The organism is Corynebacterium sp. HMSC064E07 (genome assembly GCF_001815745.1).
Taxonomy (GTDB): Bacteria; Actinomycetota; Actinomycetes; order Mycobacteriales; family Mycobacteriaceae; genus Corynebacterium; species Corynebacterium jeikeium_D.
The window spans coordinates 161,658-179,818 of the sequence record NZ_KV821817.1; the positions used below are offsets into that span (position 1 = coordinate 161,658).

The following is an 18,161-nucleotide window of genomic DNA, read 5'->3' on the forward strand; positions in this document are numbered from 1 at the left end:
AAGTGACTGACCAGCAGGTACCAGCACAGGCGTTGACCCGACGCATCACCGGCATTGAGACCGAGTTCGGCATCACTCTGACGCTGGATGGCTCGCGTCGCCTGGGGCCGGATGAGATTGCCCGCTACATGTTCCGACCCGTGATCGCCAAGTACGGGGCAACCAACATTTTCACCCCCAATGCTGGTCGTATGTACCTCGATGTCGGAAGCCACCCGGAGTACGCCACCGCTGAGTGCGATTCTGTCTCGCAGCTGGTCGCGTACGACCGCTCGGGCGAGGTCATCTTGAACGAGCTCGCCGAAAGGGCTGAAGCAGAGCTTGCTGACGAGGGCATCGGTGGCAAGGTCTACCTGCTGAAGAACAACGTTGATACCGTCGGTAACTCCTACGGTTGTCACGAAAACTACCTGGTTGGACGTGAACTGGGGCTGAAGTCCCTGTCCAAGCTGCTGCTACCTTTCTTGGTTACGCGACAGCTCATTTGCGGGGCGGGGAAGATTTTCCTGCCGTACCCAACCTCGCCGTATCACAACGATCCGATTCAGTACTGCTTCTCGCAGCGCGCGGATCATGTGTGGGAGGGTGTCTCCAGTGCAACGACGCGCTCCCGACCGATTATTAACACTCGCGATGAGCCACACGCGGACTCCAACCGATTCCGCCGCTTGCACGTCATCGTGGGCGACTCCAACATGAGTGAGACGACGACCGCACTCAAGATTGGCTCCACTCAGTTGGTCCTGGAGATGATTGAAGCTGGCGTGAAGTTGCCGGACTTCGAGGTCGCCAACGAAATTAAGTCCATCCGTGCGGTGAGCCGCGATATGACGGGCAAGGCCGAGATTCCACTGCGCAGTGGCGAAACTGCCACCGCGCTGCAGATTCAGCGCGAGTTCCTGGACGCTGCAGCGCAGTGGCTGAAGGTCCGCGAAGAAAACATGGTCAACGAAGACAAGGGCATTGCCGGTGCCGGCACGTCCAACGAGGAAATGGGCCGCATTGTCGAGCTGTGGAGGCGCGCACTGGATGCCGTGGAAACCGGTGACTGGTCTCTCATTGAGCACGACATTGACTGGGCCATTAAGTACTCGCTAATGAAGCGCTACTTGGACCGCGGTCTGACTCTGGAGGACCCCAAGCTTCATCAGATCGACTTGGCCTACCACGACATCCGTCCCGGCCGCGGCATCTTCCGCGCGCTGGAAGCCCGTGGTATTGCCTCGCGGTGGATTACCGATGAGCAGGTTGCTGAGGCAGTCCGCACCGCACCGCCGACTACTCGTGCGAAGCTGCGGGGTGATTTCCTCGTTGCAGCTGAAGAATCCAGTTTGAAGACCGTCGTGGACTGGACACACCTGAAGATCTCCGGCGATGATCCCGTCTCCACGATGCTCGGCGACCCCTTTGCCACGGAAAACGATGAGGTCAATGAGATGATTGAGATTCTGACGGCTGCGAAGAAGACCTCGGATACGCAGCCGGAAAACTAGTTCCGTCCCAGGAAATCGCCCAGGAAAAGGAGCCCCACAGTCGTGTCTGTCCCACCTGTATCGGAAAACCCCGGAACCGCCGCGATCAGTGAGAACCAACGCCAGGCTCAGCTGCTGTTGGCGCTTGCCGACGACACCGGGTGGGTCAGCGAGTCGTGGATCTCCAAACATGTCGAGGGGTACGCTCGTGTTTCCGAGGATTCTCGGGCTCGATACTTACGTGCGGACACCGCCGCACTCCTGACCGCCGGGGTCCCGGTGGAGGTTTCGTCGTCAAGCACTGGCGATAAGGTCAAACGCCTGCGCCTGAACAGGCTGCGGTGGCCCCAGCACGACCCCGAGTTCACTGAAGCGGAGGCTTCGGTGGTGTTCCAGGCCGCGAATGCCGCGTTTGGTTCGGAGGAACTGAGTTCGACGGCTGTGGCGGCGTGGCGGAAGCTCGCGTCATTTGCGCAGCGCAGCGCCATTGCGAAGCCGGATGAGTCGGTGGTGGTAGCCGATGCAGTGGATATGAGTCGGGCGGATTTCAGCACGCTACTGACCGCAATGACTTCGCCGCGGCGGACAGTGGAAATGTGGTACGCCCGCCAGTACGGCGTGGATGATGAACTGCGCACGCTGGAGCCTTGGGGTTTGATTAACCTGCGCGGACGCTTCTATGTGCTGGGTTTTGATCCGCAGCGTGAGGCGGCGCGTATGTTCCGGCTCAGCCGTATCCGCGATGTGTCGGATACGGGAACGTCGGCGACGCAGCCAATGCCCGATGGTGACTTGCAACAGATTGCGGAAGAGATGTTGCACCGCGGTGGGAAGACGTATCAGGCGGTCGTTCGTATTACCCCGAATACCTGCGCTGATGTCGTAATGAAAGCAACAGCGCTGGGGGAGGGCCGCTACGAGCTGCCAGCGGCACCTGTGAGCGAGATTGTGTCCACAGGTTTGAGTTACGCACCGGATTTGATCGTGGAATCACCTGAAGAGGCACGGTCGGAAATTATTGCTCGGTTGGAGCAGGTACTCGCTCGCCATAGCGGATTGAATGGTACGAAGAACACTCTGGAGGGCAACTAATGACAGTGCATGCAGCCCGAGAACTAGACGCGACTGTCAGCGTCGACGAGTTGTTGGCGGTCGTACCGTATTTTTCCCAGCACCGTTCAATGACAGAGGCCGCAACCGAGCTGGCCATCCCTTTTGCCCGAATTCGGGCAATCGTGGAGCAGATTGCCGATATTGACCAGCCGGGACTCCTCGGAGTGCGGGCTTTTGAAGTTGATTACCGCAACAGCTTTGATGTCCGCATTCGGCCTCAGGCAACGGTGCTCAGCCAGCCACGTGCGCTCACAGCCGAAGAAACCGCGACCTTGCTGCTCATCCTGGAAACCATCGAGGACTCCGCAGCCACCACTTCCTCCGAGGCCGCGCAGACGGCCGCGACAAAACTACGCAGTGCTCTGGGAATAAACGTCCCCATCATTGACTCGACCGCTGCGGAAAATGGCAAGGCCTTTTCCTTTTCTGAGCAGATTTATTCCGCGCTGCATCAGCGCAAGGTGTTGAAGGTGCGCTACCGGAATGCCTCAGGGCAGATTACAGTCCGTGAGCTTGACTGTGTCAACGTTTATACAGTTGAATCCACGACGTACCTCCGCGCTGTGGACCGTGCGCAGGAAGACCGTCGCCAGAAGAGCTTCCGCGTCGACCGCCTGGAGGCCGCCGAGGTCCTCGACACTCCCGCCGGTTTCCACCGCCCCGAGCCTTTCGATATCCGTGATCCCCACGCCTTTGGTGCGGAAACGGGAACGTCCGAATGGGCAAGTGTGCTTATCGACGCCGACGCCACCTGGATCGCAGACTATGAACCGGTCTTCTTTACCGAAGATGAGGGAGAAGAAGAGGATACCGAACTGGTCTCTGACCAAGGCTTAGGGCAGTCGGAATATGTCGCTGACGTGCCGATGTCCGACTTGGCCGCAACAGTCTCCTTTGTGCTCCGCCGTTCACCGAGCGTAACGGTCGCTGAGCCCTTAAAATTGAAAAACGCCGTTGTTGCGCGAGCCCGCGAAGCTTTGGCAGAGTATGGTCGAAACGACAAGGCTTAAATCAAAGCTTTAATCGCGCACGATGTGGCAACTTGCCACTTGTATTTGTATTCATTCGAAAGGTCTCTAAGCGGATGCCGAACCTAGGTCCCTGGGAAATCATCATTATCCTGGTCGTTCTTGTCTTGCTCTTTGGTGCAAAGAAGTTGCCGGATGCCGCACGTTCGCTCGGCCGCTCCATGCGTATCTTCAAGTCCGAAGTCAAGGAAATGCGCAACGATGACGAGCACCAGGAGCAGGCTGCAATTCAGCAGGCTCCGCAAGCCCAGCCACAGCAGCCGTACCAGCCGCAGCAGCAGTACCAGCAGCCGGCACCGCAGGCTCAGCCGCAGCAGCCGTACCAGCCGCAGCCTGGCCAGAACAACCCTGGCCAGCCGCAGCAGTAGTAGAAGGCCGGTTGAAGCGTGACTTCAGCTACATCCACATCACGTCCTCGGAAGCGCCAGCGTAGGCGCAATCCCGAGGGCGTGATGACTATTGTCGAGCACATTCAAGAGCTCCGGCGTCGCCTCGTTCTCGCCCTCGCTGGTATTGCCGTTGGCACTGTTGTGGGCTTTATCTGGTATCAGACAGCCTTTACCATTGGTCAGTTCCGCATACCGCTTACCTCGGTCAATGTTGGCCCTGTGCACTTTAAGTCCCTGGGTGAGTTGCTCAAGGATCCGTACTGTCAGCTTCCACCCGAGATGCGTCTCGGCGGCGGTGAGGGCGCGGAGTGTCGTCTGCTGGCGACCAGTCCGTTTGAAATGTTCATGCTGCGTCTGAAGGTCGGTGCGCTGGCCGGTCTGGTGATGTCGTCGCCATGGTGGCTCTACCAGATTTGGGCCTACATCACTCCCGGCTTGGTTCGGAAGGAACGCCGCACCACGCGCAGAGTTGTGACTGCCGCCGCGCTGCTGTTTGTCATGGGTTCCGTCCTGGCCTACTACGTTGTCGCCATCGGTCTGGAGTTCTTGCTCCAGATTGGTGAAGAGACGCAAATTTCTGCACTCACCGGTTCGCAATACTTCGGTTTCCTCTTGGCGCTCATCGTCTGCTTTGGCGTGAGCTTTGAGGTTCCGCTTTTCCTGGTCATGCTGAACATGGCCGGTGTCGTTACCTACGAGAGCATCAAGGACAAGCGCAGCATCATCATTATGTCGCTGTTCATCTTTGCGGCCTTCATGACTCCGGGGCAGGAACCAATATCCATGGTCGCAATGGCAACGGCACTGACGTTGCTGGTGGAAATCGCAATCCAGATTTGTCGTCTCCATGACCGTCGTAAAGCAAATGAGCGACCTGATTGGTTGGACGTCGATGACGAGCAAGGCTCCGGACCCATTACAGCGTCCGGCCCGATTGGCTCCGCCGGCGGTATCGGTGACGTGGGCGGCATTGACGCCCCGACTTCAGTAAGTGCGCCGACGTCGATTCAGCCGGGCGGCATGCCGACGGCATCAGCGGCCCCGACGACCTCTCCGGTCTCTGGTCCCACGCCAGTGAACGCGCCGACGCCGACGCGGGCATCCCAGATGCGTCCTACTCGCAATTCGCGTCCACCACGGCCACAGGGCATGATTCCGGAGACTCCGATGCCGACGCAGGACTTGCGAAATCGTCCGACGAGCGACTTTGATGATGTTCTCTAGCGCGGTTTATGACACTCTAGAGGCATGACTCTTCTCGGCGATTTCGTCAGCCAACAGGATTTCGATCTTGACGACTTTCAGCTCCGCGCCTGCCAATCAATTGAGGCAGGGCGGGGCGTTGTCGTCTGTGCACCCACCGGCGCGGGCAAGACTATTGTTGGCGAATTCGCTATTTATGCAGCTCTTGAGCGTGGCGGCAAGTGCTTTTACACCACACCTATCAAGGCGTTGAGCAACCAGAAGTACCACGACCTAGTCGAGGACTACGGCGAAGACCGCGTGGGCCTGCTCACTGGCGACACTTCGATTAACGGCGACGCGGACATCGTGGTGATGACCACCGAGGTGCTGCGCAATATGATTTACGCGAACTCGCCGACGCTGAAGAAGCTCACGCATGTGGTGATGGATGAGATTCACTACCTCGCTGACCGCGAGCGCGGCGCTGTGTGGGAAGAGGTTATTTTGAACCTCGACCAATCCGTGGCCGTCATCGGTTTGTCGGCGACGGTGTCCAACTCCGAGGAGTTCGGTCGCTGGCTTTCCACGGTGCGCGGGCACACGGACGTCATTGTCACGGATCTGCGACCGGTTCCGCTACATCAGCACATGCTGGTGGGAAACCGGCTCTATCCTCTTTTCGAGGCGAAGTCGGACAAGGTCAATCAGGACCTGCTGGAGGCGTGCCGTCGCGCCGAGTTCGGCTACGGGGACGCTGGAGCCAGGGAGCGCTACCAGTACAAAAAGCACAAGGGCGGTGGGCGCTCGTACAGCTGGGGCGATAGGGGGCAGCGCAAGTTCCGTCCACCGAAGCGCGGCGATGTTATCCGCATGCTCGGCTCCATGAACATGCTGCCCGCGATCGTTTTCATCTTCTCCCGCGCGGGCTGCGAAGGCGCGTTGGTGCAGGTCGGCGCTACGCGCGCAGAGCTCACTGACCGGGATGAGCAGGAGCGCATCGCCAAGATTATCGATGACGGTGTTGCACACATTCCGAAGGAAGATCTGCAGGTTCTCGGTTTCCTGCGCTGGCGCCGCATTCTCATCCGTGGTTTTGCGGCGCACCATGCGGGCATGCTGCCTGCGTTCCGGCACATTGTGGAAGAGCTCTTTAACGAAGGCCTGGTCAAGGTTGTCTTCGCCACCGAGACGCTTGCGCTGGGCATCAACATGCCTGCCCGCACGGTCGTGCTGGAGAAGCTGGTCAAGTTCAACGGCGAAGCACATGTGGATCTCACGCCGGGTCAGTACACGCAGATGACCGGTCGCGCTGGCCGCCGCGGTATCGACACTGTCGGCAATGCAGTGGTGCAGTGGGCCCCGGCAATGGATCCGAAGGCTGTCGCAGGGCTGGCATCTACGCGCACATACCCGCTGATTTCCACCTTCGCGCCGAGCTACAACATGAGCGTCAACCTCCTGCAGACGCTCGGTTACGAAGGCTCGAAGCGCGTCATGGAGCGCTCATTCGCCCAGTTCCAGGCGGATGGCGACATTGTCGGAGTCGCCGCCGAACTGTCCAAGGCCAAGCAGGAAGCCGCGGCCCTGCGTGCGGAATTGCTCGGCAGGGGAGCCGATGCGCACGCTGAAGGGGCGGAGGCTGAGGGGTCGTCGTCAAGCGAGGAAGGCAGTTCGCGTGACGACGAGCGCCTAACCCAGATGCTTGAATACCTGGATCTGCGCGCGAAGCTGACCCAGGAGGAGAAGAACGCCAAGCGCCGCAATATTGAAGACCGCCATACGGAAACAGTGACCGCGCTGCGCAGACTCCGTCGAGGCGAGGTTATTCCGCTGCCGAAGGGTAAGAAGGTGCAGTTGGCGGTGGTGTACCGAGAGGACCATTCGAAGTCGAATCCACGTCCCGGTGTCATCAGTGTCGGCGGGTTCGTGGGGCGTGTGGAGCCGCATATCTTCCCAGCGGCGCCGCAGACGGTCGGCGCGATTAAGCTGCCTCGGGATGCGGACCGGCATCCGCGACGTGCGCTCGGAATTGTGCGCGCAGAGATTGGCCGCAAGGGGCTAAAGGGACCAAAGAGGCTGAAGCGTCGCACTGGTGGCAACTCGCCGGCGGTGAGGAAGTTGCGCCAGGAGCTGCGCGAGCATCCGCTACATGGCGATCCTGCGGTGGAGACGATGGCTCGTCACGCCGATACGCTGCGGCAGGCCGAGGCGCATGTGGCCAAGCTGCAAAAGCGCGTCGATTCCGCCTCGGATACATTGGCGCGCACATTCGACCGCATGCTGCAGTTGCTAACACAAATGGACTACGTGGAATGGCGGGAGGGCGCGGAGCCGACAATTACCGAGGAAGGCCTGCGGCTGGCGCAGATTCACAACGGCTCGGATTTGCTGGTGGCCACGTGTCTGCGCCGCGGTATTTGGGATGACCTGGACCCCGCGGAACTGGCCGGTGCGGTGTCGAGCTTGGTCTTTGAAAACCGCAAGGCCAGTCAAGGCAGTGACGAGGTGCCTACCGAGCCGCTGGCCAAGGCGCTGGGGAACACCTACCGCATCTGGGAGGAACTGTCGGAGGATGAGCGCCGTTACCGGCTGCCGGTAACGGACTTGCCGGATATGGCTTTTGCTACGGCAATTCATCAGTGGACTGCGGGTGCACCGCTGGGGTACTGCCTGCAAGCCGCCGCCGAGAGTGGCGCGGAGCTGACTCCAGGTGACTTTGTCCGCTGGTGCCGTCAGGTCATTGACCTGCTGCAGCAGATCAAGAAGACGGGCTACTCCACGGACATTCGCGACAAGTCCGCCGAGGCTATTCAGGCAATTCGCAGGGGCGTAGTGGCGCTGAACAATTAGTTGCCGGTTACGTTGGTCAGCCGAAGCCTCGTCGCCCCGAGGCCACTCAACCGGCGACGGGCACAGGCCGACGGGTACAGTTGGCAACTATGAGCAACGGTATCTTTAGCTTTGACATCTATCAGCAGCGTCTGGATCGCACTGCGGAGCTACTCCGCAGCCGCGATGCGGACGCTGCAGTCTTTGGAACCGGCGCTGACCTGCAGTATCTCATTGGTTCTGCGGTCACTTCGCATGAACGCCTGACCGCGCTGGTGGTCACTGCATCCGGCACCACCACGTTGGTACTGCCCGCCGTGGAGCGCGGGGATCTGCCGCTGTGCGCTATCGGTGATCTCAACGCCGATGTGGTGTTGTGGGAAGACGGAGAGAATCCGCACCGCATTGTCGCCGACTTGGTGGGCCACGTGGGCACCCTCGCAGTGGGAGCCTCTTTGACCGCTGACCACTTGATTCCCATTCAGGATCTCACCAGAGCTAAAACTGTGTTGGCCGGAGACCTTCTGAAGGAACTGTTCATGCGCAAGGACGCCGCTGAGATTGAACAGCTGCGCGAGGCCGGCGCCGCTATTGACCGCGTTCACGCTCGTGTGCCGGGCATGCTGCGCGCAGGTCGCACTGAGCGCGAGGTCGCCGACGAGATCTCGGCTGCCATCCTGGAGGAGGGGCACGTCGCCATTGACTTCGTCATTGTCGGCTCCGCTGAAAATGGCGCGAATCCGCACCACGATTTCTCCGACCGCGTCATCGAGGAAGGTGACGTGGTGGTCGTCGATATCGGAGGCACCTTGCCGCTTGGCTACCACTCCGATTGCACGCGCACCTATGTCGTCGGCAAGCCGGGGGAGAAGGAAGCTGCAGCGTGGGCGGCTCTGCGCAAGGCGCAGGAAGCTGCCGTGGCGGCGGTGCGCCCCGGTGTGACGGCTGCAGAGATCGATGCGATTGCGCGTAATAGCCTCACCGCTGCGGGCTACGGCGAGTACTTCATTCACCGCACTGGTCATGGCATTGGCCTGTCCACGCATGAAGAGCCGTTCATTATGGCTGGCAATGAGCTCAAGCTCGAGCCTGGCATGGCGTTTTCGGTGGAGCCGGGTGTGTACCTGCCGGGTGAGTTCGGTATGCGGCTGGAAGACATCATCGTTGTCACCGAAGACGGCGGAGAATCGGTCAATAATGGTCCGCACGATTTAATTACCGTCTAATCGAGGTTTAGAGGAAAGGTATTTTCTAGCGCATGGGACACGTACTCGTTCTTGGTGCCACCAGCGAGATCGGCGGGGAAGTTGCCGCGCGACTGGCCAACCACAACACCTTCACGCTCGCTGCGCGCCGCACTGAGGCGCTCGACGGCATTGCCGGTCGGCTCATCGACTCCGGTGCCGTCGCGGTGCACCGCATCCACTTTGATGCCGATGACATCGCGGCACACCGCCAGTTCGTCGAGCACGCCTGGCAGCACGGTCCCATCGACACGGTGATTGTCGCGTTCGGTATCCTCGGTGATCAGCGGAAGTGTGAGGAGTCCGGCGAGGCTGCTGCGGCAGTCATTCATACCGACTTCACAGCACAGGCATCGATTCTCACTGAGCTTGTCGCGCGCATGGAGTCCGACATCGCCTCCGGCACGCTGCCTGTGCGCGATAAGGTCGCGGGCCGCATCATGGCCTTTTCCTCTATCGCAGGTGCCCGCGTGCGCCGCGCCAACTACGTCTACGGTTCGGCGAAGGCCGGTCTCGATGGTTTCCTCCAGGGCATGCAGGACCGCCTGCACGGGAGCCATATTCAGCTGACGATTGTCCGGCCGGGCTTCGTCATCGGCCGCATGACCGAAGGCATGAAGCCAGCGCCGATGTCCTCGCGCCCCGCCGAGGTCGCGGAGGCCGCCGTCACTGCTTTCGACGGTCGGAAGCCCCACGTCTGGGTGCCGCGTAAATTGGCATTGCTCGCACGCGCCACACATCTGACTCCGCGCTGGATTTGGCGCAAGATGCCCCGATGAGCCCAAAGCTTCGCGTCGTCGGCATCGGCTGCGACGGGTACCCTGGTCTATCCGCCCGCGCTGTCGAGGCGTTGTCGTCGGCTCGCCGCATCATTGGCTCTCCCCGTCAGCTCCATTTGCTTGCCGACGTCAACCTGGACGCCGACCTCTCACCTTGGCCAGGTGGCTTCTGGAAGGACTGGCAGGCCACCCTGGCAGATATTGACCCCGCAGTCGATGTCATCCTCGCCAGTGGCGACCCCATGTTCCACGGTGTCGGCGCGTCCCTGGTTCGGGAGCTCGGCCGTGGCGCCGTGGAGGTTATTCCAGCGCCATCGTCAGCCTCATTGGCCTGCGCCTACCTCGGCTGGCCCTTGCATGACACTCCGGTGATTTCGCTGGTGACAGGGGAGCCGGGGCTACCTGGAGCCGCGCGTGTGGTACCGGTAGCGGATTCACTACGGCCCTTCCTGGTGCTGTGCCGAAACGCGGACTCAGTGAAAGAGGTCGCTACGGTTTTAGCCGACCGCCCAGACACCAAGCTCACCGCGCTGACCAATCTCGGCGGCACGGAAGCTACAGGGCTGCCGGAGTCCGTTGCCGCAGGCACGGTGGCGAACCCACCAGTTCCAGCTGGCAACCTCACGGTGCTGGCGGTGGAGCCGTCGGGAAGCGCGCGCGGCTGGCTGCGCGACGGTGACTTTGATTCGGATGGTCAGCTGACGAAGGCGCCGATTCGCCAAATGACGGTCGCTGCATTGGATCCGCGGCCGGGAGCTCTGCTGTGGGATGTCGGCGGTGGCACGGGGTCGATTGGCATTGAGTGGGCTCGGCACGGCGGACGTGCGGAAATTTTCGAGCGCGATGCTGTTCGTGCAGAGCGAATTGCTAAGAATGTGGCGGCTCTGTCTGGCAATGTGACCGTCCACCACGGCGCAGCGCCGGGGGTTTTGGCTGACTCGAATCTTCGCCCAGATGCCATTTTCATCGGCGGAGGTCTCACTGCTGACGGAATGATTGAAACCTGTTGGCAACGCCTTGCCCCGGGTGGCATCATCGTCGCAAACACCGTGACGCTGGAGTCGGAGGCTTTGCTGTGGCAGGCGCGTCGCGACTATGGCGGGGATGTCACCCGGCTTTCCGTGGAGCGCGCAGGTGCAGTCGGCAGTTTCACTGCGTGGCGCCCTGCGTTGCCGGTGGTGCAGTGGGTGGCGGAGAAGCCAGTAGCGCCTGCGCTACCATAGACGTAATATCTCTGTCTAGAAAATATTGAGGACTCTGTAACTCACAATGACTGTGTATTTCATCGGTGCAGGCCCGGGGGCAGCGGATTTGCTGACGCTGCGCGCGGACCGGCTTATTCGTTCCTGCCCAGTGTGTCTTTACGCGGGATCGATTGTCCCGCCTGAGGTGCTGGAAAACTGCCCCGAGGGCGCAGAGATTATCAATACCGCGCGTATGCCGCTGGATACCATCATCGAGACCATTCAGGCGGCACATGCGGCGGGCAAGGATGTCGCACGCCTGCAGTCCGGTGACCCGTCGGTGTGGTCGGCGCTGGCAGAGCAGGTTCGTCGTCTCAGCGAGCTCGGCATTGACTACGAAATCGTTCCGGGTGTGCCGGCATTTTCCGCGGCGGCGGCCGCTCTGGGCCACGAGCTCACGGTGCCAACCGTTGGTCAGTCAGTGGTGCTGACTCGTATCTCCGGGCGCGCTTCCAAGATGCCGGAGGGCGAAACCTTGGAGAACTTCGGTCGCACGGGCGCGACCCTGTGCATTCACTTGGCCGCCCACGATATTGACCGTGTGGTTGAGGAGCTCACCCCGCATTATGGTGAGCACGGCCCGGTGGCAGTGGTAGCTTTCGCATCCCGTCCGGAACAGGTTATTCTCCGCGGTACGCTGGCTGATATTGCGCAGCAGGTCAAGGATGCAGGTGTGACTCGTACGGCTGTCATCATTGTCGGCAAGGTGCTCACCGCCGAGGCGTTCCCGGATAGCTACCTCTACAGCGATGATCGCCCACGCGATGAATACGGACGGACCATCCCATGCGTGCACTAATACTGGGTGGAACTGCTGAAGCCCGCGCCCTGGCCAAGCGCCTAGTGGGCGAGGGCTGGTTTGTCACCTCGTCACTGGCCGGTCGCGTTTCCAACCCCAAGCTGCCCGTCGGCAATGTCCGTATCGGCGGTTTTGGCGGTCCCGCAGGACTGACTCGATGGCTAATCTCCGATGCCACTGAAGTCATCATCGATGCCACGCATCCGTATGCAGAACAGATCAGCGAATCTGCTGCTGAAGCTGCCCGAGCCACCGGTATTCCGCTCGTGGCGCTGCATCGCCCTGCGTGGGAGAAGCAGCCAGGCGACAACTGGGTTGAGGTGTCCTCTATGCAGGAGGCCGCGGACGTTGTTGCCGACCGTTTCTACAGCCCGTTTCTCACTATTGGCCGTCAGCAGCTTGCTCCATTTGCCGGTGACTCCAACGGCCGTTACCTCATTCGCTGTGTGGAACAGCCCGCGCCGCCGCTGCCGAAGAATCGGAAGATTATTCTCAGCCGTGGGCCTTACGATGTCGCAGCGGAGCGCAAGCTCATGCGGGATTACGCCGTGGACTGCGTGGTGACCAAAAACTCCGGTGGTGCTGCTACCTACGCAAAGATTGAGGCAGCCCGCGACCTAAAGAAGCCGGTCGTTATCGTGCAGCGCCCGCAGCTGCCCGGCGCGGATATCGCCACCGTCGCCACAACAGTGGATGAGGCGTACAACGCCGTCATCCGCCGGGCGTAGCGGCTAACGCAGCAACTCGCCAGTTCCGCTGGTGCCGCCCTCACCGTAGTGACGTGCGGTGTAGACCCGAGTGGTCTTGCCGGCACGATACGCCTTGGTCGACGACGAACCGATAATCACCATGGTTCGCATATCGACGACATCCGGATCGAACTCCGCCAACGTGGTCACGGTAACGTTTTCCTGCTCCGAGCCAACTGCCCGTGCCACAATCACAGGCGTTGTCGGTTCGCGGTACTCCATGGCCAATGCGCGTAGCTCTCGAATCTGCCATCTCCGCGACTTGGATGCCGGGTTGTAGACAGCAAATGCCATGTCTGCTCCGGCTACGGCACGCACTCGCTTAACGACGACCTCCCAGGGCTTCAACCTGTCGGAGAGACTGAGCATCGCAAAGTCATGGCCAAGGGGAGCGCCCACTCGACTTGCGACAGCCTGAGCCGCAGTCATGCCTGGCACGACTCGAACTGGAATGTCTCGCCACATATCGTCATCAGCGACTTCCAGCACTGCGGCCGCCATAGCGAAGACCCCCGGGTCACCGGAACTGACCACCGCAACTCGACCTCCACGCTTGGCGATATCCAGCGCCATAGTGGCTCGCTCTGCCTCTACGCGGTTGTCTGAGAGGTGGCGGCGTTGCCCGGCGCGCTCAGGAACCCGGTTGATGTAGGTGGAGTAGCCCACCAGATCCGTGGCTCGGGCCAGTTCCTCGGTGACTTCTGGGGTGGTCCAGCGCTCCGCACCCGGGCCTAGGCCGACAACGACGACTTCACCAACTGCTGGGGCAGCCGACTCAGTCGCCGTATCGGTGACTGTATCGCTCGCCGCATCATTAGCTGGCTCAGGCGCCCCAGAAACACTCCGTTCAGTTCCGTAGACAGCGGAAGGCACGACGGCTACTGCGAAGTACGGAACTTTCTCCGGGTCTGCATCGGCCAGCGGGTAGCTGGTGTGCTCATTCATGGTTGCTCGCTCGACAACGTAGGCGCGCTCGAGCATGCCTGCGGACTGCAACGCTGTACGAACCTTCTCAACGTTTTTCCCCAGCTTCATAATGACTACACAGTCTGAGGCGTCAAGAACCGCAGCGATGCGCTCGGAATCAGCGGTGGCGGGAACAACGCTGACGATTTCGGTAGCCTCGCCGAGCGGCTGACCAATCTCTGCTGCCGCCGCAGTAATGCTGGCCACTCCAGGGACAATCTCAGTGGGAAAGTCCTCGCTGAGGGCGTGATGCAGATGCTGGTACGAGCTATAGAGCATCGGGTCACCGAGCGAAAGAACTGCAACACTTCGTCCCTCGGCCAAGTGCTTGTGCAGGCGAGCAGTGGCCTCTGCATAGAAACCGGCGAGCTGCTCGCGGTAGTCGACTGGACGCCCGGTGGTCACCGGGTATTGCAATTGCTCTTCCACGGCAGCGTCGTCACGCGCGTCAATCAGTTCGGCGGCGATTGAGCGCGCCGTGGAACGTCCGTGAGTTCCTGCATGGTAGGCGATAACATCGGCTGTGCGGATGATGTCGGCACCGCGGAGTGTAATGAGACCTGCGTCGCCGGGACCGAGTCCGACGCCGTAGAGATGACCAGGCTGAGCACTGTAGGAGCCGGACATGGTTTAGATGATCTCCTTTGCGGTCGCAATGGCATTGAGGGCAGCACAGGTGATAGCCGAGCCACCGCGACGGCCGGTGACGGTGATGTACTTCAGCTCTGGGTTTTCGGCACCGGAGTCGATAGTGGCCTGCTTTGATTCCGCGGCACCGACGAAGCCCACTGGCATGGCCAAAATGGCAGCGGGCATGGGGAAGGAGCCCTCATTAATGCGGTTGAGCAGGTGGAAGAGGGCGGTGGGAGCGTTGCCGATGGCGACAACCGCGCCCTCTAGGCGTGGCTTCCACAGCTCCACGGCGGCAGCAGTGCGCGTGGTGCCGAGTTCTTGAGCCAGCTTGGGGACGCGCTCATCACGCAGCAGGCAGATGACCTCGTTGTCAGCAGGTAAGCGCTTGCGGGTAATACCCGAGGCGATCATGTTGACATCGGTGAAGATAGGAGCGCCTTCCTCGAGAGCCTGGCGAGCTGCGCGCACAGCTCCCGTGGAAAAGACGATGTCCTTGGCCAGGTCGGTCTGACCTGCTGCGTGAATCATTCTGACAGCGACGGTTTCCTCATCGGCATCGAAGCGGGAAAGATCGCTTTCTTCGCGAATGATGGCAAACGAGTTACGGTAAATATCCGCACCGTCGGTGTTGTACTCAAAGCGCTTCATAGGCTTAAAGCCTAGTCCACAGCAGTGACTTCGTATTCTCCGTCCCCGGTGGCGAGATAGTCGAAGTAACCGCCCTTGGGCTTGCCGCAGCGACGCTCACAACCGGAGAAGTGCACGCGCCCCTCGGGCAGTCGGCCATCGGCAATTGCGTGAGAAGCATCGCCGCGGGTGTCAGCCAGAGACTTTTTGCAGCCGGGGCGTCCGGTGCAGGCGCTGACGCGCAGCCAGGTGGACTTCCGGTCGAAGATCAGGCCATTGGGCGCCAATACCTTGACGACCTGTTCGGCAACTTCCTCTTCCAAATCGTGCAGAATCAGCGAGTACCACGGAGTGACGTGCACAGGAACTTGCGTATGCGAAATCGCACGGGCCAGACGCGCCGGGAGGACGCCAAAGCGCAGGCCAGCGGCCAGGCTAACCAGGCCATCCGGCTGGTCAATCCAACCGATCTGGCGGGACAGCCCGGCGGTGGCATCAAAGCTCTCAGCCGGGGTCGGCTCCTGGCGACGGACTCGGGCGCCCAATTCCTCGATTATCGCATCGGCAATGCGCTCGGCCGCATTGGCTTCCGCGATGCGCCAGGCTGAACCACGGCTGTCATTCCACACCTTCGCTGTGGTGATGAGAGCCTCCACGACGTCGTCACGCGGGACGACAATCCCCGAGGTCGCGCCGCCAATGATGAGTTCAAACGTGTTCTCATCATGGGCGACAACGCCGAAGTCGGGGCGCTCACCGAGCACGTCACCGCGGCCGTCGTCGAAAGCCATGAGTGTGCGACCTGGCAGTGTTGCCAGCGACGGCTCCGCGATGAGAGCCTTGTCGAACTCTTGAACCAGGTCACGCACATCAGCTTTACCGCCGACGCGACCGGACAGCGGCGACTGAAGAACGTTGCGTACGCGGTCGTGGCTGGTGGAGGGAACCAGCTTCTCTTCTTCCGCGGCATCGGCGAATGCGCCGGTGTTGGTGATGCCACGGATCTGAACATTGCCGCGGGAAGTGAAGTGAATATCACCGTCGCCGAAATTCTCGGCCAAATCGGCGAGTACGGCGAAGCCCGGCGCGGGAAGAAAGCCTCCGGGGAAGCGCAGACGACCAATTGCGCCATCAGCTGCGATATGAACCTTGCGGCTGCCGGGGCAACCGTCCTGACGAGTGCGGGTTCCTTGATCAGATGCAGTCATACTCTCAAGAATACGCAAACACACACAGAGCTGAGCCCCCGAAAACAGGGGCACATTATCCGACTCCTTTCCAGCCCAACGAAACCCTTCTGAAGTGGAGTTTTGATACCCCTCCGCGAAAAACATACAAATTCTTCACTAAAATCCACCGATTTACCTTTTTAAAACTTTATTGTTTTCATAACCTAACTTCCTCTGAATTAAGGGAAGTTTTCATTGGGTTTTCAATCTGGGGTTATTCAGGAGATTTCATGCCACATCACGACGCTGAGGCACTCACGCACGAGGCACACGACACCGTCGGCACCGGCCGTGCCTCGACACAGACACGCTCTGCTTCACGACGAAACCGTCGCACCATCCGAACGGGAATCGGGGTAGCGCTAGCAGGTCTTATGACCATCGGCCTGGCTACACCTGCAAACGCACAGCCACTAAACATCCCAGGCCTATCGGATAGTGGGCTGGCGGATAAGGTGTCGTCGTCAAGCGCAAACCGCGAACTGCCTGGTTTCGGCCATGTACCGAACCCGAATATGGAAAGGCTACTCGGCATCGAGAAGGACGATGAGGAGTCTGACAGCGAGGACGCAGGTAGGCAGCTGACCCCGGAACAGGCACGCGTGGCCGCAGCCTCGCCGCTGAATTCTCTGCCGCTGACCCCGTCGCGCACGGCAAATGCCGGCACGCTGGTCAGCAGCGAGGATGCCGAGATGATGGTGAACGACAAGCTGTGGAATGTGGATGCCAAGCGTATTCACTACAACTCCACGGATTCCCTCGGCAATCCCAGTGTGGACACAGCCCTTGTGGTGACTCCGAAGACGGAGTGGAAGGGCAGCGGTCCGCGTCCGGTCGTGGCAATCGCTCCGGGCACGCAGGGTGGCGCGGAAAAATGCGACCCATCAATCTCCTCACAGACCGGCCTGAAGATTGAGTTCGATCCGTTGGACATTATTGCTCCATACGAGACGATTCCGATGGTCGCGAACTTGAAGCGAGGCGCGACTGTGGTGATGATCGACCACCACCGCAATGCCCAGGGTAACCAGGACTACGTCGACAACATCGCCTCAGCACAGTCGCTGTTTGATGCCGTGTCTGCCTCACACGAGCTCGGCGTGGACAAAAATGCGCCCGTGGGAATTTATGGCTACTCCCAGGGTGGCTCCGCAGCCGCTGCAGCTGCTGAGCGTGCAAGTGTCTACGCTCCGGAGCTCAACGTTGCCGCATCTGCCGCCGGTGGCCCGCCGTCCGATCTTGCAAACGTCCTCGACCAGATTGATGGCACTACGCTGACCGCCGCGATTGCACTCGCAATCAATTCTGTCCTGGATAAGGATCCGGAGCTGCGCCGAGTCCTCAAGGAAGAAATCAGCCCCGAAGGCAAAGAACTGCTGGACAACGTGGGCAACTACTGCGCGGGTGGCTTGGGTTTCCATCACTCGTTTGAAACCACTGACCAGTACACGACTAGCGGTGAGTCACTCAGCGAGATGATTAAGCGCTACGAGCCGGTACAGAAGGAACTCGCACGCCAGCGCGTCGGCAACTTCGTCCCCAATGCGCCGGTGTACCTCTACTCGGGTGAGCATGATGACATCATCCCCATCAACCAGGTTCGCAAGCTGCGCGATTCCTGGCTGAATCTCGGCTTCACCGACCTGGAGTACGTCGAAAACACGACTTCACCGGTGCTACCGAAGACGGGCATTAACCATATCGTTCCGATGCTCGCGGAACTGACTAATGCCACGGACTTCCTCTGGTCCCACTTCCCAGATCAGCCGGCGGAGCAGTCGCTGGAACTCTAGCAATAGACGCTGCAGTAGAGTGATGGAGAAATCCACTGCCATGCCGCTGACGAGAAGCTCGGTGAAAATCCGCACGGTCGCG

Annotated in this window: 15 protein-coding genes; 12 read left to right on the forward strand and 3 right to left on the reverse strand. The window is 60.4% G+C overall.

Annotated elements, in window-relative coordinates; genetic code table 11:
* Positions 1 to 2 precede the first annotated feature (2 nt).
* The 11 genes from pafA (at position 3) to HMPREF3053_RS07345 (ending at position 12,810) form a co-directional block, all read left to right on the forward strand.
* Positions 3 to 1,493, forward strand: coding sequence for a Pup--protein ligase (pafA, locus tag HMPREF3053_RS07295; RefSeq protein WP_070767494.1), 1,491 nt, complete (start codon positions 3 to 5; stop codon positions 1,491 to 1,493).
* Positions 1,494 to 1,535: 42 nt separating this feature from the next.
* Positions 1,536 to 2,564, forward strand: coding sequence for a helix-turn-helix transcriptional regulator (locus HMPREF3053_RS07300; RefSeq protein ID WP_070767495.1), 1,029 nt, complete (start codon positions 1,536 to 1,538; stop codon positions 2,562 to 2,564).
* The gene (locus HMPREF3053_RS07305) at positions 2,564 to 3,595 is read left to right on the forward strand and encodes a helix-turn-helix transcriptional regulator (RefSeq protein WP_070767496.1); all 1,032 of its coding nucleotides are present in this window, start codon (positions 2,564 to 2,566) and stop codon (positions 3,593 to 3,595) included. The genes HMPREF3053_RS07300 and HMPREF3053_RS07305 overlap by 1 nt, the downstream gene beginning before the upstream one ends.
* Positions 3,596 to 3,669: 74 nt before the next feature.
* Positions 3,670 to 3,981, forward strand: a complete 312-nt coding sequence (tatA, locus tag HMPREF3053_RS07310) for a Sec-independent protein translocase subunit TatA (RefSeq protein WP_048734080.1) — start codon at positions 3,670 to 3,672, stop codon at positions 3,979 to 3,981.
* An 18-nt stretch (positions 3,982 to 3,999) separates the two neighbouring features.
* Entirely contained in the window at positions 4,000 to 5,226 is a 1,227-nt protein-coding gene (gene tatC, locus HMPREF3053_RS07315; protein ID WP_065421716.1) for a twin-arginine translocase subunit TatC, read from the forward strand.
* 24 nt (positions 5,227 to 5,250) lie between these two features.
* Positions 5,251 to 8,037, forward strand: coding sequence for a DEAD/DEAH box helicase (locus HMPREF3053_RS07320; protein WP_070767497.1), 2,787 nt, complete (start codon positions 5,251 to 5,253; stop codon positions 8,035 to 8,037).
* 89 nt (positions 8,038 to 8,126) lie between these two features.
* Entirely contained in the window at positions 8,127 to 9,242 is a 1,116-nt protein-coding gene (locus HMPREF3053_RS07325; protein WP_070767498.1) for a M24 family metallopeptidase, read from the forward strand.
* Positions 9,243 to 9,274: 32 nt separating this feature from the next.
* On the forward strand, positions 9,275 to 10,039 hold the full coding sequence (locus tag HMPREF3053_RS07330; protein ID WP_048734074.1) for an SDR family NAD(P)-dependent oxidoreductase: 765 nt from the start codon (positions 9,275 to 9,277) through the stop codon (positions 10,037 to 10,039).
* The gene (locus HMPREF3053_RS07335; RefSeq protein ID WP_070429699.1) at positions 10,036 to 11,262 is read left to right on the forward strand and encodes a bifunctional cobalt-precorrin-7 (C(5))-methyltransferase/cobalt-precorrin-6B (C(15))-methyltransferase; all 1,227 of its coding nucleotides are present in this window, start codon (positions 10,036 to 10,038) and stop codon (positions 11,260 to 11,262) included. The genes HMPREF3053_RS07330 and HMPREF3053_RS07335 overlap by 4 nt, the downstream gene beginning before the upstream one ends.
* Positions 11,263 to 11,308: 46 nt before the next feature.
* Positions 11,309 to 12,082 carry a precorrin-4 C(11)-methyltransferase gene (cobM, locus tag HMPREF3053_RS07340; RefSeq protein WP_048734069.1) on the forward strand — a complete coding sequence of 258 codons (774 nt, stop codon included), beginning with the start codon at positions 11,309 to 11,311 and terminating at the stop codon, positions 12,080 to 12,082.
* Entirely contained in the window at positions 12,070 to 12,810 is a 741-nt protein-coding gene (locus HMPREF3053_RS07345; protein ID WP_048734066.1) for a cobalt-precorrin-6A reductase, read from the forward strand. Before cobM ends, HMPREF3053_RS07345 begins: the two co-directional genes overlap by 13 nt.
* Positions 12,811 to 12,813: 3 nt before the next feature.
* Here the strand turns inward: HMPREF3053_RS07345 and cobJ are convergent, their stop codons facing one another.
* Genes cobJ through cobG form a run of 3 tightly spaced genes read right to left on the reverse strand, consistent with a single transcriptional unit; the run spans position 12,814 to position 16,265 of the window.
* Positions 12,814 to 14,424, reverse strand: a complete 1,611-nt coding sequence (gene cobJ, locus HMPREF3053_RS07350; RefSeq protein WP_048734064.1) for a precorrin-3B C(17)-methyltransferase — start codon at positions 14,422 to 14,424, stop codon at positions 12,814 to 12,816.
* Positions 14,425 to 14,427: 3 nt separating this feature from the next.
* Positions 14,428 to 15,078 carry a precorrin-8X methylmutase gene (locus tag HMPREF3053_RS07355; RefSeq protein ID WP_048734062.1) on the reverse strand — a complete coding sequence of 217 codons (651 nt, stop codon included), beginning with the start codon at positions 15,076 to 15,078 and terminating at the stop codon, positions 14,428 to 14,430.
* Between the two features lie 11 nt (positions 15,079 to 15,089).
* Positions 15,090 to 16,265, reverse strand: coding sequence for a precorrin-3B synthase (gene cobG / locus HMPREF3053_RS07360; protein ID WP_070767499.1), 1,176 nt, complete (start codon positions 16,263 to 16,265; stop codon positions 15,090 to 15,092).
* Between the two features lie 251 nt (positions 16,266 to 16,516).
* Here cobG and HMPREF3053_RS07365 point away from each other — a divergent pair, with 251 nt between their 5' ends.
* On the forward strand, positions 16,517 to 18,079 hold the full coding sequence (locus tag HMPREF3053_RS07365; protein WP_070549306.1) for a lipase family protein: 1,563 nt from the start codon (positions 16,517 to 16,519) through the stop codon (positions 18,077 to 18,079).
* The last annotated feature ends 82 nt before the right edge of the window (positions 18,080 to 18,161 follow it).

Coding starts and splice junctions, on each gene's coding strand:
- HMPREF3053_RS07320 (WP_070767497.1), top strand. CDS start 5,251: ATGACTCTTCTCGGCGATTTCGTCAGCCAACAGGATTTCGATCTTGAC.
- cobJ (WP_048734064.1), bottom strand. CDS start 14,424: ATGTCCGGCTCCTACAGTGCTCAGCCTGGTCATCTCTACGGCGTCGGA.
- HMPREF3053_RS07365 (WP_070549306.1), top strand. CDS start 16,517: ATGCCACATCACGACGCTGAGGCACTCACGCACGAGGCACACGACACC.
- HMPREF3053_RS07305 (WP_070767496.1), top strand. CDS start 2,564: ATGACAGTGCATGCAGCCCGAGAACTAGACGCGACTGTCAGCGTCGAC.
- HMPREF3053_RS07345 (WP_048734066.1), top strand. CDS start 12,070: ATGCGTGCACTAATACTGGGTGGAACTGCTGAAGCCCGCGCCCTGGCC.
- HMPREF3053_RS07330 (WP_048734074.1), top strand. CDS start 9,275: ATGGGACACGTACTCGTTCTTGGTGCCACCAGCGAGATCGGCGGGGAA.
- tatA (WP_048734080.1), top strand. CDS start 3,670: ATGCCGAACCTAGGTCCCTGGGAAATCATCATTATCCTGGTCGTTCTT.
- HMPREF3053_RS07355 (WP_048734062.1), bottom strand. CDS start 15,078: ATGAAGCGCTTTGAGTACAACACCGACGGTGCGGATATTTACCGTAAC.
- HMPREF3053_RS07335 (WP_070429699.1), top strand. CDS start 10,036: ATGAGCCCAAAGCTTCGCGTCGTCGGCATCGGCTGCGACGGGTACCCT.
- cobG (WP_070767499.1), bottom strand. CDS start 16,265: ATGACTGCATCTGATCAAGGAACCCGCACTCGTCAGGACGGTTGCCCC.
- cobM (WP_048734069.1), top strand. CDS start 11,309: ATGACTGTGTATTTCATCGGTGCAGGCCCGGGGGCAGCGGATTTGCTG.
- HMPREF3053_RS07325 (WP_070767498.1), top strand. CDS start 8,127: ATGAGCAACGGTATCTTTAGCTTTGACATCTATCAGCAGCGTCTGGAT.